Source organism: Streptomyces sp. NPDC014891, assembly GCF_043081085.1.
Classification (GTDB): domain Bacteria; phylum Actinomycetota; class Actinomycetes; order Streptomycetales; family Streptomycetaceae; genus Streptomyces.
Window position 1 is genome coordinate 19429 of the sequence record NZ_JBIBWF010000014.1, and the last position, 14187, is coordinate 33615.

Annotated in this window: 11 protein-coding genes; 5 read left to right on the forward strand and 6 right to left on the reverse strand. The window is 74.7% G+C overall.

Annotated features, from left to right (window positions below; all coding sequences use genetic code 11):
• Positions 1-77: 77 nt before the first annotated feature.
• Positions 78-4727, reverse strand: coding sequence for a DEAD/DEAH box helicase (locus tag ACF09E_RS31795; RefSeq protein ID WP_392209187.1), 4650 nt, complete (start codon positions 4725-4727; stop codon positions 78-80).
• Between the two features lie 109 nt (positions 4728-4836).
• On the opposite strand from ACF09E_RS31795, the gene ACF09E_RS31800 reads away from it, so the two are divergent.
• Genes ACF09E_RS31800 through ACF09E_RS31810 form a run of 3 tightly spaced genes read left to right on the forward strand, consistent with a single transcriptional unit; the run spans position 4837 to position 6738 of the window.
• Complete coding sequence (locus ACF09E_RS31800; protein WP_361858195.1) at positions 4837-5682, forward strand: AraC family transcriptional regulator; 846 nt, start codon at positions 4837-4839, stop codon at positions 5680-5682.
• A gap of 10 nt (positions 5683-5692) precedes the next feature.
• Positions 5693-6433, forward strand: coding sequence for an AzlC family ABC transporter permease (locus ACF09E_RS31805; protein ID WP_392209189.1), 741 nt, complete (start codon positions 5693-5695; stop codon positions 6431-6433).
• On the forward strand, positions 6430-6738 hold the full coding sequence (locus tag ACF09E_RS31810; RefSeq protein ID WP_392209191.1) for an AzlD domain-containing protein: 309 nt from the start codon (positions 6430-6432) through the stop codon (positions 6736-6738). Before ACF09E_RS31805 ends, ACF09E_RS31810 begins: the two co-directional genes overlap by 4 nt.
• Positions 6739-6761: 23 nt before the next feature.
• Here ACF09E_RS31810 and ACF09E_RS31815 read toward each other — a convergent pair whose 3' ends face one another.
• Positions 6762-7691 (reverse strand): hypothetical protein, encoded by a 930-nt coding sequence (locus ACF09E_RS31815; RefSeq protein ID WP_392209193.1) that lies wholly within the window; start codon positions 7689-7691, stop codon positions 6762-6764.
• A 79-nt stretch (positions 7692-7770) separates the two neighbouring features.
• On the opposite strand from ACF09E_RS31815, the gene ACF09E_RS31820 reads away from it, so the two are divergent.
• Positions 7771-7965: a DUF3046 domain-containing protein gene (locus ACF09E_RS31820; RefSeq protein ID WP_361859889.1), complete on the forward strand. Its 195-nt coding sequence runs from the start codon at positions 7771-7773 to the stop codon at positions 7963-7965.
• A gap of 405 nt (positions 7966-8370) precedes the next feature.
• Positions 8371-9585 (forward strand): AI-2E family transporter, encoded by a 1215-nt coding sequence (locus ACF09E_RS31825; RefSeq protein ID WP_392209475.1) that lies wholly within the window; start codon positions 8371-8373, stop codon positions 9583-9585.
• A 25-nt stretch (positions 9586-9610) separates the two neighbouring features.
• On the opposite strand, the gene ACF09E_RS31830 is transcribed toward ACF09E_RS31825, so the two are convergent.
• The 4 genes from ACF09E_RS31830 to ACF09E_RS31845 all read right to left on the reverse strand — a co-directional run bounded on the left by ACF09E_RS31830 (position 9611) and on the right by ACF09E_RS31845 (position 14154).
• Complete coding sequence (locus ACF09E_RS31830) at positions 9611-10390, reverse strand: cytochrome d ubiquinol oxidase subunit II (RefSeq protein ID WP_392209195.1); 780 nt, start codon at positions 10388-10390, stop codon at positions 9611-9613.
• 158 nt (positions 10391-10548) lie between these two features.
• Positions 10549-11907 (reverse strand): cytochrome ubiquinol oxidase subunit I, encoded by a 1359-nt coding sequence (locus tag ACF09E_RS31835; RefSeq protein ID WP_392209197.1) that lies wholly within the window; start codon positions 11905-11907, stop codon positions 10549-10551.
• Between the two features lie 166 nt (positions 11908-12073).
• Entirely contained in the window at positions 12074-12742 is a 669-nt protein-coding gene (locus ACF09E_RS31840) for a response regulator (protein ID WP_392209199.1), read from the reverse strand.
• Positions 12739-14154, reverse strand: a complete 1416-nt coding sequence (locus tag ACF09E_RS31845; RefSeq protein WP_392209201.1) for a sensor histidine kinase — start codon at positions 14152-14154, stop codon at positions 12739-12741. The genes ACF09E_RS31840 and ACF09E_RS31845 overlap by 4 nt, the downstream gene beginning before the upstream one ends.
• Positions 14155-14187 lie beyond the last annotated feature (33 nt).

The window sequence follows — 14187 nt, forward strand, 5'->3', positions numbered from 1 at the left end:
CGCGCCGTCTCCACCGGCCATCTCGCGCTCCGCGTCCCCCGGCGCGTCCCGTGTCCTCGGCCCTCCGGCGGTGCCGGTCAGGCGCGGAGCCGGAGGCCTCTCGGGGTGGCGACGAAGCCCGCCTTCTCCAGCGGGCCGGCCAGGGGCGACGTCAGGGACGTCGCGCCGTTGACGCGTTCCACCGTGACCGTGCCCAGGGTGCCCGACTTCGCGGACGCCGCCAGGGCCTCCGCCGCGGCCGCGAGCGCCGGATCGTCCGGCTCCGTCCGCCAGGACAGGAGGGTCTTGCCGCCCCGCTCCATGTAGAGCGCGAGCTCGCCGTCGACCAGGACCACCAGGGCGCCCGCCTTGCGCCCCGGCTTGTGGCCCGCCCCCGTCGGGGGCTCGGGCCAGGACAGGGCCGCCCCGTAGGCGTTCGCCGGATCCGCCGCCGCGAGGACCAGCGCGCGGGGACCCGACGCTGCCTCCGCGCCGCGGTCCCGGGCCGTCGCGGCGGCCCGGAGCCGGTCCACCGCCCCGTCCATGGCGAACTGGGCCGCTCCGAGACCCTCGACGACATAGCCGCGCCGGGCCTGCCCGCTGTCCTCGAAGGCCGCCAGGATCCGGTACGTGGCGGAGAAACCGCCCTCCACCCCCTCCGCCGCCACCGCGCCCCGGGTGACCACACCGTGCCGGTCGAGGAGCGTACGGGCGAGGGCGTGCGCCCGGTGGGTCGGCTCCGGCTCCGGCGGGGGCAGCAGGGACCAGCGGCCGGAGACCGTGGGCGGGCCGGTGCGGGAGGTGGGACGGGCGGACGCGGACAGCGCGCCGAACCGGCCGCGCGGGACCGTGCGGCGCGCGCGATGGGCCGTGGAGCCGGCCGTGCGGCCCGAGCCGAGGAGCGAGCGCAGCGGGGCCAGGGTGTCGTTGGTCAGCCGGCCCGACCAGGCCAGGTCCCACAGGGCGTCCGCAAGCTGCGGATCGGTGGCGTCCGGGTGGGTGGTGGCCCGGATCTGGTCGGCGATCTGCCGGAAGAACAGGCCGTACCCGCCGGAGAGGGTGGTGAGCACCGACTCGTGCAGGGCGGACAGCTCCAGCGGGTGGGGCTGCGGGAGGAGCAGCGGCGCCGCGTCCGCCAGGTAGAGCGAGACCCAGCCGTCCTTGCCGGGCAGTGCCCCGGCCCCCGCCCAGAGCACCTCGCCGGTGGTCGTCAGCTCGTCGAGGAGCCCGGGGGAGTAGTCGCGGACCCGGGACGGCAGGATCAGCTTCTCCAGCGCCGACGCGGGCACCGGCGCCCCCTGGAGCTGCTCGATCGCCCGGGCGAGGCCGTCGATGCCGCGCAGGCTGTTGCTCCCCAGGTGCTGCCACTGCGGCAGGAAGGTGGCGAGCGCCGCCGGCGGCACCGGCTCCAGCTCGTGGCGCAGGGCGGCGAGGGAGCGGCGGCGCAGCCGGCGCAGGACGGTGGCGTCGCACCACTCCTGGCCGATGCCGGAGGGGTGGAACTCGCCCTGGACGACGCGGCCGCCGGCGGCGAGCCGCTGGAGGGCGCCGTCGGTGACGGCCGCGCCCAGGCCGAAGCGCGCGGCGGCCTGGGAGGAGGTGAACGGGCCGTGCGTCCGCGCGTACCGGGCGAGGAGGTCGCCCAGCGGGTCCTTCACCGGCTCGGTGAAGGACTCCGGTACGCCGACGGGCAGGGCGGTGCCGAGGGCGTCCCGGAGCCTGCCCGCGTCCTCGACGGCCGCCCAGTGCTCCCGGCCCCCGATCCGCACCCGGATCGCCCGGCGGGCCGTCTCGAGTCCGGGCGCCCAGTCCGGCTCGGCCCCGCGCCCGGTCAGCTCGTCGTCGGTCAGCGGGCCCAGCACCCGCAGGAGGTCGGCGACCCCCTCGGCGTCCTTGACGCGGCGGTCGTCCGTCAGCCACTGGAGCTCCTGCTCCAGCTCCGTCAGGACGTCGGCGTCCAGGAGCTCGCGCAGCTCCGCCTGGCCGAGCAGCTCGGCGAGCAGCCGGGAGTCCAGGGAGAGCGCGGCCGCCCGCCGCTCGGCGAGCGGCGAGTCGCCCTCGTACAGGAACTGCGCCACGTAGCCGAAGAGGAGCGAGCGGGCGAACGGGGACGGCTCCGCCGTCGTGACCTCGACCAGGCGGACCCGGCGGGCCTCGATGTCCCCCATCAGCTCCGTGAGACCGGGCAGGTCGAAGACGTCCTGGAGGCATTCGCGGACGGCCTCCAGGACGATCGGGAAGGAGCCGAACTCGCTGGCCACCTGGAGGAGCTGGGCGGCGCGCTGCCGCTGCTGCCAGAGCGGGGTGCGCTTGCCGGGGTTGCGCTTGGGCAGCAGCAGGGCGCGCGCGGCGCACTCGCGGAAGCGGGACGCGAACAGCGCCGAGCCGCCCACCTGGTCGGTGACGATCTGGCCGATCTCGCCCTTGTCGAAGAGGGCGTCGGCCGCGCCGACCGGTGCCTTGTCGGCGTCGAAGGTCGTGTCGAGGTGCCGTCCGGGATCGACCGGCTCGTGGTCGAGGAGGTCCAGGCCCATGTCCAGGCCCATCAGGTCCGCGTCCGGCAGGCGCAGCACGATGCCGTCGTCCGCGTGCATCACCTGCGCGTCCATGCCGTACCGCTCGGCGAGCCGGGCGCCGAGCGCCAGCGCCCACGGGGCGTGCACCTGCGCGCCGAACGGGGAGTGGATGACGACCCGCCAGTCCCCGAGCTCGTCCCGGAAGCGCTCGACCAGGATCGTCCGGTCGTCGGGCACATGGCCGCAGGCCTCGCGCTGCTCCTTGAGGTACGCCACGACGTTCTCCGCGGCCCAGGCGTCCAGGCCGGCGGTGAGCAGCCGCAGCCGTGCGTCCTCGTCCGTGAGCGCGCCGACCTCGCGGAGGAAGGCGCCGAGCGCGCGGCCGAGTTCGAGCGGGCGGCCCAGCTGGTCGCCCTTCCAGAACGGCAGCCTGCCGGGCACGCCGGGCGCCGGGGTGACGAGCACCCGGTCCCGGGTGATGTCCTGGATCCGCCAGGAGGTGGTGCCGAGGGTGAACACGTCACCGACCCGGGACTCGTACACCATCTCCTCGTCGAGCTCCCCTACCCTGCCCCCGCCCTTCTTGGGGTCCGAGCCGACGAGGAACACCCCGAAGAGGCCCCGGTCGGGGATCGTGCCGCCGGAGGTGACGGCGAGCCGCTGCGCTCCCGGCCGGCCCGTGACCGTGCCCGCGACCCGGTCCCAGACCACGCGCGGGCGCAGCTCGGCGAAGGCGTCCGACGGGTAGCGGCCGGCGAGCATGTCGAGCACGCCGGTGAACGCCGACTCGGGCAGGGAGGAGAACGGTGCCGCCCGGCGCACCAGGGCGAGCAGGTCGTCCACCTGCCAGGTGTCGAGCGCCACGATGGCCACGAGCTGCTGGGCGAGGACGTCCAGCGGGTTGGCGGGGATCCGCATCGACTCGATCGCGCCCGCGCGCATCCGCTCGGTCACCACCGCGGCCTGCACCAGGTCGCCGCGGTACTTGGGGAAGACCACGCCCGTCGACACCGCGCCGACCTGGTGGCCGGCGCGGCCCACGCGCTGGAGCCCGGAGGCCACCGAGGGCGGCGACTCGACCTGCACCACCAGGTCGACCGCGCCCATGTCGATGCCCAGCTCCAGGCTGGACGTGGCCACCACCGCGGGCAGCCGCCCCGCCTTCAGGTCCTCCTCCACCTGGGCGCGCTGCTCCTTCGACACCGAGCCGTGGTGGGCCCGGGCGAGCAGCGCCGGGGCGCCGCCGGCCGCCCCGGACTGGGCCATGACCTCGGCCGGGGGCGCCCCCTCGGGGAGGGGCTCGCCGGTCTCCCGCTCGTACGCGATCTCGTTGAGCCGGTTGCACAGGCGCTCCGCGAGACGGCGGGAGTTGGCGAAGACGATCGTGGACCGGTGGGACTGGACGAGGTCGGCGATCCGCTCCTCGACCTGCGGCCAGATCGACGGCTTGTCGCCGCCGTCCTTGCCCTCGGACGCGGGCGAGCCCCCCAGCTCGCCCATGTCCTCGACGGGGACGACGACGGACAGGTCGAACTCCTTGCCCGAGGGCGGCTGCACGATCTCGACGGCGCGGCCCGGCGACAGGTAGCGCGCCACCTCGTCCACCGGGCGGACCGTGGCCGACAGGCCGATCCTGCGCGCGGGGCGGGGGAGCAGCTCGTCGAGGCGCTCCAGGGAGAGGGCGAGGTGCGCGCCCCGCTTCGTGCCCGCGACCGCGTGGACCTCGTCGAGAATGACCGTCTCCACGCCCGCGAGGGCCTCCCGGGTGGCGGAGGTCAGCATCAGGAACAGCGACTCGGGTGTGGTGATCAGGATGTCCGGCGGGCGGGTCGCGAGGGCGCGGCGCTCGGCCGGCGGGGTGTCGCCGGAGCGGATTCCGACCTTGATGTCCGGCTCGGGCTGCCCGAGCCGGACCGACTCCTGCCGGATCCCGATCAGCGGTGAGCGCAGGTTCCGCTCGACGTCCACGGCCAGGGCCTTGAGCGGCGACACGTACAGCACGCGGCAGCGCTTCTTCGGCTCGGCCGGCGGCGGAGCGGAGGCGAGCCGGTCCAGGGAGGCGAGGAACGCGGCCAGGGTCTTGCCCGAGCCCGTCGGAGCGACCACGAGCACGTCGGAGCCCGCCTCGATGGCCGTCCAGGCGCCCTCCTGCGCCGCCGTGGGCGCCGTGAAGGCCCCGGTGAACCAGCCGCGGGTCGCGGGGGAGAACGAGTCGAGCGCGGACCTCACCATGCCCCCATCGTGCACCCCGGCACTGACAACCGCCCGGACCTGGGGATATCCGGGCCGGTCTCCCCGGTGCGGCACGGCGACGGTCCCCGTCCTGGCGCAGAATGGAGGCATGGCGAGCGGGGAGCGGGCACGGTACTGGCAGTACTCCGAGCTGCCCGGGGTCGACCTGCTGCATGCCCACTACATCCGTAAGGCCTTCGCCCGGCACACCCACGAGACCTTCGTCTTCGCCGCGATCACCGAGGGTGTCGAAGCCTTCCACTACCGCGACGACCTCGTCCACGCGGGTCCCGGGCAGATCGCCCTGGTGAACCCCGACACCCCGCACACCGGGCACGCGGGCGTGCCCGAGGGCTGGACCTACCGGACGATCTACCCGGACGCGGGGATCGTGCGGTCGATCGCCGCCGACACCCTGGCCCTGCGCGGCTCGGTCGGTTTCACCACGCCCGTCGTGGACGACCCGGAGGCCGCCCGGCTCGTCGTCGGCGTCCACCGGGCCGCCGAGGAGGGCAACGCGCTCGCGGCCGACAGCCTGCTCCGGCTGGTCACCGCCCGGATGCTGCGCAGCCACGGCGGGATCGTCAGCCCGCTCCCGCCGCGTTCGGCGGGGGCCCGGAACGCGGCACGCGCGCGTGCCGTCCTGGAGGACCGCATGACCGCGCCGCCCACCCTGGAGCGGCTCGCCACGGACCTCGACACCAGCCCCTTCGCCCTCCTGCGCGCCTTCCGGGACGCGTACGGCATGCCCCCGCACACCTGGCTGACCGACGCGCGCGTGCGCCGGGCCCGGCAGCTGCTCGACACGGGGATCCCGCCGGCGGAGGCGGCCGCGGCCGTCGGCTTCACCGACCAGTCGCACCTCAACCGGCACTTCACCCGCAGCGTCGGCGTCCCGCCGGGCGCCTACCAGCGCGCAAGAACGTACAAGACCGGGCCGCGGCGACTCCCGTAGCGTCCCCGACGTGGCAGAACAGACAGCACCTCCCGTCATACGCGACGGCACACCGGCCAAACCCGACGCCGCGGTCGTCCGCGACGCCCTCGGGGTCGGCGTCGCCGTCGGCCTCTCCGGCTTCGCCTTCGGCGTGACCTCCGCGGGCTCCGGCCTCAGCGTCCTGCAGACCTGCCTCCTCAGCCTGCTCGTCTTCACCGGCGCCTCGCAGTTCGCCCTGGTCGGAGCGCTGGCCGCGGGCGGCAACCCCTTCACGGCCGCCGCCGGGGCCTTCTTCCTCGGCACCCGCAACGCCTTCTACGGGCTGCGGCTCTCCCAGCTCCTCGCCGTACCGAAGGCCGTGAGGCCGTTCGCCGCGCACTGGGTGATCGACGAGACCGCCGCCGTCTCCCTCGCCCAGCCGACCCGCCGGGCCGCCCGCATCGGCTTCACCGTCACCGGACTCACGCTGTACGTCCTGTGGAACGCCACCACCCTGCTCGGGGCACTCGGCGCCGAGGCGATCGGCGACACCGCGGCCTGGGGGCTCGACGCGGCGGGCCCCGCGGTCTTCCTCGCCCTGCTCGCCCCCATGCTGAAGTCAGCGACCGAGCGGGCCACCGCCGCGATCGCCGTCCTGCTCGGCCTCGGGCTGCTGCCCGTGCTCCCGGCCGGCGTCCCGGTCCTCGCGGCCGCCCTCGCCGCGCCGCTGGTGCTCTGGTTCCAGGGTCGCCGGACGGCCCCCGCCGGACGAGAGAAGGACTCCCGATGAACGTGTGGATCGCGATCGCCCTGACCGCCGCCGGGTGCTACCTGGTGAAGCTGGCCGGCCTGCTCGTACCCGCCGGCGCGCTGGAGCGGCCCCTCGTCCAGCGGCTCGCCGCCCTGCTCCCGGTGGCGCTGCTCGCCGCGCTCACGGCGCAGCAGACCTTCGACTCGGGCGGTGCCGTGGTCCTGGACGCCCGCGCGGCGGGGCTCGCCGCGGCGGCCGTCGCCCTCGTCCTGCGGGCGCCGTTCCTGGTCGTCGTGGGCGCGGCCGTCGCCGTCACCGCGGGGGTGCGGGCGCTCGGCTGGTGACCCGCGGGCCCGGCCGCTCGCGGTCAGTCGATCGGCCGGCCGTGCGCGCGGAGCGTGCGGAGGGCCTCGACGGTGACCATGGGGCGGCACTCCAGGGCCGTGCCGGGGGCCCAGGTACGCCAGCGGATCGGCCAGCCTCCGTCCTCCTGCTGGTCCGCCGCGAGCCGGTCGAGCGAGCGGGTCATCTCCTCCTCGGTGAACCAGCGGGCCGCCAGCGAGTCCGGCACGCGCGCGTAGTCGTGCGGAAAGTGCAGCTCGCCCGGCGCGTAGCCGTCCGCCACCGGGTACTCCTCCTCCCGGTCCGGGTCCAGGACGGCGAGCCGCTGGTCCCGGACCATCCGGCCGAGCCGGTCGGCGGCGGCCTCCGCACGCGCGCGGTCCGGGGCCCCGTCCAGGAAGGCGACGGCCGCCTGCACCTCGTACGGGTGGGACTTCTCCAGCGACTCCACCGCCGACCAGCAGAACTCGGTCGCGCGGAACAGCCACGCGTGCCACACCTGGTTGCGGTGCAGCACCCCGACCACCGGGCCGGTGGCGAGCAGGGCGCTCGGCGGGGAGTCGACGACCGGGACGAACGGCGCGGACGGGTAGGGGCGCTGCGACGGGTGGACGGCCGGGAGCGCGCCCTCGTGCGTCGACACGTCCGTGAGGTAGCGGCAGATCCGCTCCACGCGCAGCCCGCCGCAGCGGCCGATGGAGTCCAGCACGCGCAGCGCGTGCGCGGTGTGCAGGGGCTGGCTGACCGGGCCGCGGAGATCGGGTTCGAGCGCGTGGCCGTAGCCGCCGTCCTCGTTGAGATACGCCGAGAGGGCCGTCTCCACCTGATCCGCGCCACCGCGCAGGAAGTGGTAGGAGAACCGGCGTTGTTCCAGGACGCGGGCCGTCAGCCAGACGAAGTGCTCGGCACGGGCCAGGGGTGTCGCGGGCGGGGGCGAGAGTGGTTTTTCGGCCATGCTCCGACCGTAGGGCGGAAAGTCGCGGTGACAAGGGCTATGGAGCGGGCTGCACTCTTGGGAGCGTGATACTGGGGTCATGCGGTTGACGATTTTCTGGGAACGGATGGCGGAGCACTTCGGTGCGTCGTACGCCGAGTCCTTCGCGCGGGACCACGTGATGGCCGAACTGGGGGGCCGGACGGTGCACGAGGCGCTGGACTCCGGCTGGGAGACGAAGGACGTGTGGCGGGCCGTGTGCGCGGCCGTCGACATTCCCGCGGACAAGCGCTGACCGGTCGCCGGCATTCCGGCGGACGAGCGCCGACCGGTCGTCGATGCGGACGCGGACGAGCGCCGGCCGGTCGCCGATGCGGACGCGGGGGGTCCGGGGTGGAATGTCCGTGCCGTACGCGAGACTGACGGGGTGGCTCCTCCGACTGACGACACCGACGGCTCCGACGGCTCCGACCCGAACGCACCGAAGGACTCGACCCACGGGACCGGACCGGACGCACCGCGCTCCGTGACCGGCCCGGCCGCCGCGACCGGCCCGACGGCCCCGGCCGGGCCCGTCGCCCCGACCGGTTCCGCCGGGGCCGCGGGTTCCGCCGGTCCTGCGGGCCCCGCCGTGTCCACGGCGACGGCCGGCAGAGGCGACGGCGGCGCGGCGCCCGTGCCCGCCGCCCAGGCGGCCCGGATGCCGCGATGGCTGCCGCGCGCCCTCGTCCTGGCCCTCGCGCTCTACTCCGTCTTCCTCCTCGGCAGCTGGGCCTTCCACCAGCTCGTCGGCCTCCTCGTCAACATCCTGCTGGCCTTCTTCCTCGCCCTCGCCATCGAACCGGCGGTGGGGCGGATGGCGGCCCGCGGGATGCGCCGGGGGCTCGCCACCTTCCTCGTCTTCTTCGCGGTCCTGATCTTCGGCGTCGGGTTCGTGGTCCTCCTGGGCTCGATGCTCGCCGGCCAGATCGTGGACATGGTCGAGAACTTCCCCGAGTACCTCGACTCGCTCATCAACTGGATCAACCAGAGCTTCCACACCGACCTGTCGCGGGTCGAGGTCCAGGACAGCGTCCTGAGCTCCGACTGGCTGCAGAAGTACGTCCAGAACAGCGCGTCCGGCGTCCTCGACGTCTCCGCCACCGTCCTCGGCGGCCTGTTCCGGCTCCTGACGATCTTCCTGTTCTCGTTCTACTTCGCGGCCGACGGACCCCGGCTGCGCCGCGCGCTCTGCTCGGTCCTGCCGCCCGCCCGGCAGACGGAGGTGCTGCGGGCCTGGGAGATCGCGGTCGACAAGACCGGCGGCTACCTCTACTCGCGCGGGCTCATGGCCCTGATCTCCGGCGTCGCGCACTTCGTGCTCTTCGAGATCCTCGACGTGCCGTACGCGCCCGCGCTCGCGGTCTGGGTCGGCCTGGTCTCGCAGTTCATCCCGACCATCGGCACCTATCTGGCCGGCGCGCTGCCGATGCTGATCGCCTTCACCGTGAACCCCTGGTACGCGCTGTGGGTGCTCGGCTTCGTGGTCGTCTACCAGCAGTTCGAGAACTACATGCTCCAGCCGAAGCTCACGTCGAAGACGGTGGACATCCACCCCGCGGTGGCCTTCGGCTCGGTCATCGCGGGCACCGCGCTGCTCGGCGCCGTCGGCGCCCTCATCGCCATCCCGGCCGTCGCCACGCTCCAGGCGTTCCTCGGCGCCTACGTGAAGCGCTACGACGTGACGGACGACCCGCGCGTCCACGGCCACCGGCGGTACGGGGAGGCCGTGGTCGCGCGCCTGCAGAAGGCCCTGCACCACAAGAAGGAGACCGGGCAGTGGGAGCCGCCGGAGGACTCCGAGGGAGCGTCGCGCGGATCGGACGGGCCGCCGTCGGGATCGGACGGGCCGCCGCCGGGATCCGGCGGGGCGTAGCCGGGATCTGTAAGGGTCCCTCGCCTCAGAGGTACGACGGCCCGGTGACCCGGTGCCGGAAGGTGTGCCAGATCCACCCCTGGACGACCACCAGCAGCGGCGTGACGACCAGGAGGGCGGGCACGAGGAGACCGAGCGTGCCGGGTGCCGCCGCCCGCCCGGCCAGCGGCAGCGCCGTGCCCGCCCAGACCGGCAGCCCGCCCATCAGGACCGCGGTCAGGGCGAAGGACTGCCAGGGGCGCCCGGAGCGCCCGACGAGCCTGCGGGCGCGCTCGTACGGCAGTCCCGAGAGGCGCAGCGTCGCGAAACCGAGCCCGTGCGCCGCGAACACCGCGGCCACCGCGAGCGCGGTGAGGACGGCCGTGGCCCCGGTCGCCGGTGCGTACGGCCGCCCGGTGAGCAGGGCGGCGAGCAGCCAGCCCCAGGACAGCGCCACGCCCCAGCTCCCGCAGGCCACCGCGGCGTCGCAGGCCGCGCGCCAACGGGGGCCGGGGCCCCGGCCGCGGGACCAGAGGCCCGCGTCCCGGAGGATCCAGCCGGTCAGCAGGGCCACGAGAACCGGGTACTGACCGCTGAGGAGTTCGCCTTCGAGGGCGGGGAAGCAGCCGACGAGGACACCGGCGGTGGCCACCAGCCAGACCTCGTTGCCCAGGAAGAACGGGGCGAACGAGGCCAGGACCAGCCGCCGCTCGCGGTCGTTCCGGCCGAGCCAGGGCATGAGCATCCCGGTGCCGAGGTCCGCTCCGGCGAGGACGGACCAGCCCGTCGCGAAGAAGGCGAGCAGGGCGATGGCCAGGGTCTCCACGGGGGCTCCTCGGGCTTTCCTGGGCGGGCGGTGGGATGAGGGGATGAAGCGAGGATGCGGACGGGCAGGCCGGCCGGCGTGGCGGGCGTCCCGTCCGGTGGCTGATCAGGCCGTCCGATGGCTGCTCGGGGCGTCCGGGGGCCCGGGGCGTCCGGGGCTCAGTAGCGGGGTGCCGGGAGGGCGTCGACGGGATCGGGTGCTCCGCCGTCGCCGCCGTGCCCGCTTCCGCCGTCGGTATCGCCGTGGCCCCGGGGCCCGCCCCCGCTCCCGCCCGCGGTCGGCCGTTCGTCGTGGCCGAGGCCGGCCTCGACCGGGCCCCGGCGGGCGTGCCGGATGAGGAGCCAGGCGTTGAGGGCCGCCAGGAGGACGAAGACCGTCGTGAAGGCCACCAGCGAGAGGCGCATGGTGCCGGGCGACAGGTCGGAGACCGCGTCCTCCGTCCTGAGCAGGCCGTACACCACCCAGGGCTGCCGCCCGGACTCCCGGAAGACCCAGCCGCTGATCATCGCGATGTACGGCAGGGGGACGGCCGCCATCAGGACGAGATGCCACGGGCGGAACCGGAAGACGGCCTTCCTGAAGGCGGCCAGGACCACCCCGGCGAAGCACAGGTACATCATCAGCGCGAAGCAGATCAGCATCACCAGCGCCCCGCCCCGGGTCCAGGCCTCGGAGGGCACGTAGTCGCCGGGCCCGAAACGTTCCGTCAGCTCGGCCTGGACCCGCGCGATCTCCGCCGACTTCCCCCGGAACACGGCCGACTTCATCGGCTGGAAGGCGTCGAGGACGGCGAGCTGCACCCCGCCGAAGACGGCGGTCACCATCAGCGCGGGTGCCGACAGGAACACCCCGATCCGCAGGCTCCGGCCGAAGAACTCCCACTCCGGGCTGCGCCGGAACAGGTGGTAGGCGCTCACCCCCGCCATGAAGAACCCCGCCGTGAGCAGCGCGCCCGCCACGACGTGGCCGAAGGCCAGCAGCGCCGAGGGGTTGGTGAGGACCGCGACCGGGTCGTCGAGGACCAGTTCGCCGTGCTCGGAGCGGTGGCCGACGGGATGGTTGAGGAAGCCGTTGGAGACGAGGATCCAGTACGCCGAGACGTAGGCGGTCAGGACGACGACCCAGATCGCGGCCAGGTGGGCCCAGCGGTTGAGCCGGTTCCAGCCGAAGATCCACAGGCCGAGGAAGGTCGACTCGACGAAGAACGCCACGATCGTCTCGACGGCGAGCGAGGCCCCGAGGATGTTGCCCGCCTCGTGGGTGAGCCCGCTCCACGCCATGCCGAACTGGAACTCCATCACCAGACCGGTGACGATGCCGACCGCGTAGTTGATCACGTACAGCTGGCCCCAGAACCGCACCATGCGCGCGTCCAGCGGCTTACGGCTGAACATGGCCCGTGTCTGGAGCACGGCGACCACGGTCGCGAGCCCCAGGGTGAGGGCGACGAACAGGAAGTGGCCGCCCGCCGTGAGGGCGAACTGCAGCCGCGCGAGATCGAGTACGTCCTGGTTCACCCGATCAGCGTCGGCGTACGACCAGGGGTGCGGCGTCACCCCCGGGAGGACAGTGGCCGTACCCCTGAGGTTGTGCCGGGGCACGCGCGCGTACCCCGTGAGTCGCGCCGGGCGGCCTGCCGCGCCCCCTGGCGCGTCCGGGGCGTGCCCGCCGACCCGCTCCCGGTCAGGCCAGCCAGCCCGGCGTGATCATCCCCGACTCGTACGCCAGGATCACCAGCTGGGCCCGGTCCCGTACCGCCAGTTTCGTCATGATCCGGCTGACGTGGGTCTTGGCGGTCGCGGGGGACAGCACGAGCCGGCCGGCGATCTCGTCGTTGGAGAGCCCGGCGCCCACCAGGCCGAGGACCTCGCGTTCCCGTTCGGTGAGGGCGTTGAGCCGGGGGCTCGGATCGGGCTGCCGGTCGGCCCGGCCGGCGAACTCGGCGATCAGACGGCGGGTCACGGCCGGCGCGATCAGGGCGTCCCCGCGTGCCACCACCCGCACCGCGTGGAGCAGTTCCATCGGCTCGGTGTCCTTCACCAGGAACCCCGACGCGCCCGCGCGCAGCGCCCCGTACACGTGGTCGTCCGCGTCGAAGGTGGTCAGGATGACCACCCGCACGCCTTCGAGCCGCTCGTCGGCGGTGATGCGGCGGGTGGCCTCCAGGCCGTCGAGGACCGGCATGCGGATGTCCATGAGGACCACGTCCGGCCGCAGTTCGCGGGCGAGCGCGATGGCCTGCTCGCCGTCGCCGGCCTCTGCGACGACCTCCAGGTCCTCCTCGTCGGACAGGATCGACCGGAAGCCGGCCCGGACCAGGGTCTGGTCGTCGGCGAGCACGACACGGATCATCGGGGGTCCCTTTCGGACGCGTCGCTCGGGGACGCGGCGGGCTCGGCCACGTCGGCTCCGGACGCGGTGCGGTCGGACGTGGTGCGGTCGGACGTGGTGGCGTCGGTGGTGCCGCGTTCGTGCACGCCGGGGTCGGTGGTGCCTTGTGCGCGGACGGCGGGGGCGGGAGCAGCGACCTCGCGCGCGGCGGGGGAGGGCGGTGCGGTCGCCGCGGGGCGGTCGGGGAACGGCAGTCGGGCGTCGACCAGGAAGCCGCCGTCCTCGCCGTTCCCGGCGGTCAGCTCTCCGCCCAGCGCGCGGGCCCGCTCGGCCATGCCCCGGACCCCGCTGCCGAGGGGCCGGTCCTCCGGCGCGCCCCCGCCGTCGTCCGCGATCCGCAGCCGCACCGCGCCCGCCTCCCAATCGAGGGTGATGCGGACGGTCCTCGCGCCCGCGTGGCGGGTGACGTTCGTGAGCGACTCCTGCACGATCCGGTACGCGGCCAGGTCGACGGGCGGCGGAAGGGCCACCGCGGTGCCCGTGATCTCCGTACGGACGTCGAGACCGGCACTGCGCGCGCGTGCGGCGAGGTCGCCGAGGAGCGCGAGCCCCGAGGAGGACGGGGCGGTCGGCGTCGGCTCTTCGGCCCGGCGGAGCACCCCGAGCGTCGCCCGCAGCTCGCGCAGTGCGTCCTTGCTCGTGGACCTGACCGCCTGGAGGGCCTCGGTGGCGGTGGCGAGTCCGGCCTCCGGCGCGGGCCCCTTGCCGAGGCGGTGGAGCGCGGCGCCCGACTGGACGTTGATCAGCGAGATGCTGTGGCCGAGCACGTCGTGCACCTCCCGGGCGATCCGCAGCCGTTCCTCGGTGGCGCTCTGCCGGGCCCGCGCCTCCTGCTCCCGCTCGGCGGCCAGCGCCCGCTGCTCCACCTCGTGCAGATAGGCGGCCCGGGTGCGCTGGGCCCGCCCCACCGCCACCAGGCTGATCAGCCAGCCGGCCAGCATGACCAGGGAGGTGTCGTCGATCTGCCGGTGCCCGGGCCGCTGCCGGATCTCGCCGAGCCCGACCGCGAGGAGCGTCACGGCGGCCAGCGCGACGGCGGCGGCGAAGCGGCCCTCGGCGGCGGCCGTGTACAGGGCGAGCGCGAAGGCGATCATCAGCGGGCCGTCCTGCGAGGACAGCGGGTAGTAGACGACGCAGGCGAGCAGCGTGACCACGGACACGGCGACGGGCTGCCGCCGTCGGAAGTACAGGGACCCGCAGCCGGCCAGGATCAGTGCCCAGCCGAGCGCCGTCCGGCCGGGGGGCTCGCTCGCGGAGCGCGCGGAGACGAGAGTCCAGACGGCGACGACGAGCAGCACGGCACCCGCCACGGCCGCGTCGGCGGCCCGTGGCGCAAGGCGCCCGCCGGCCGGGGAACGGTGGGGGAGGGGCATGCGTCGAAGGATAGGCGGGGGACGGTTCGCGGG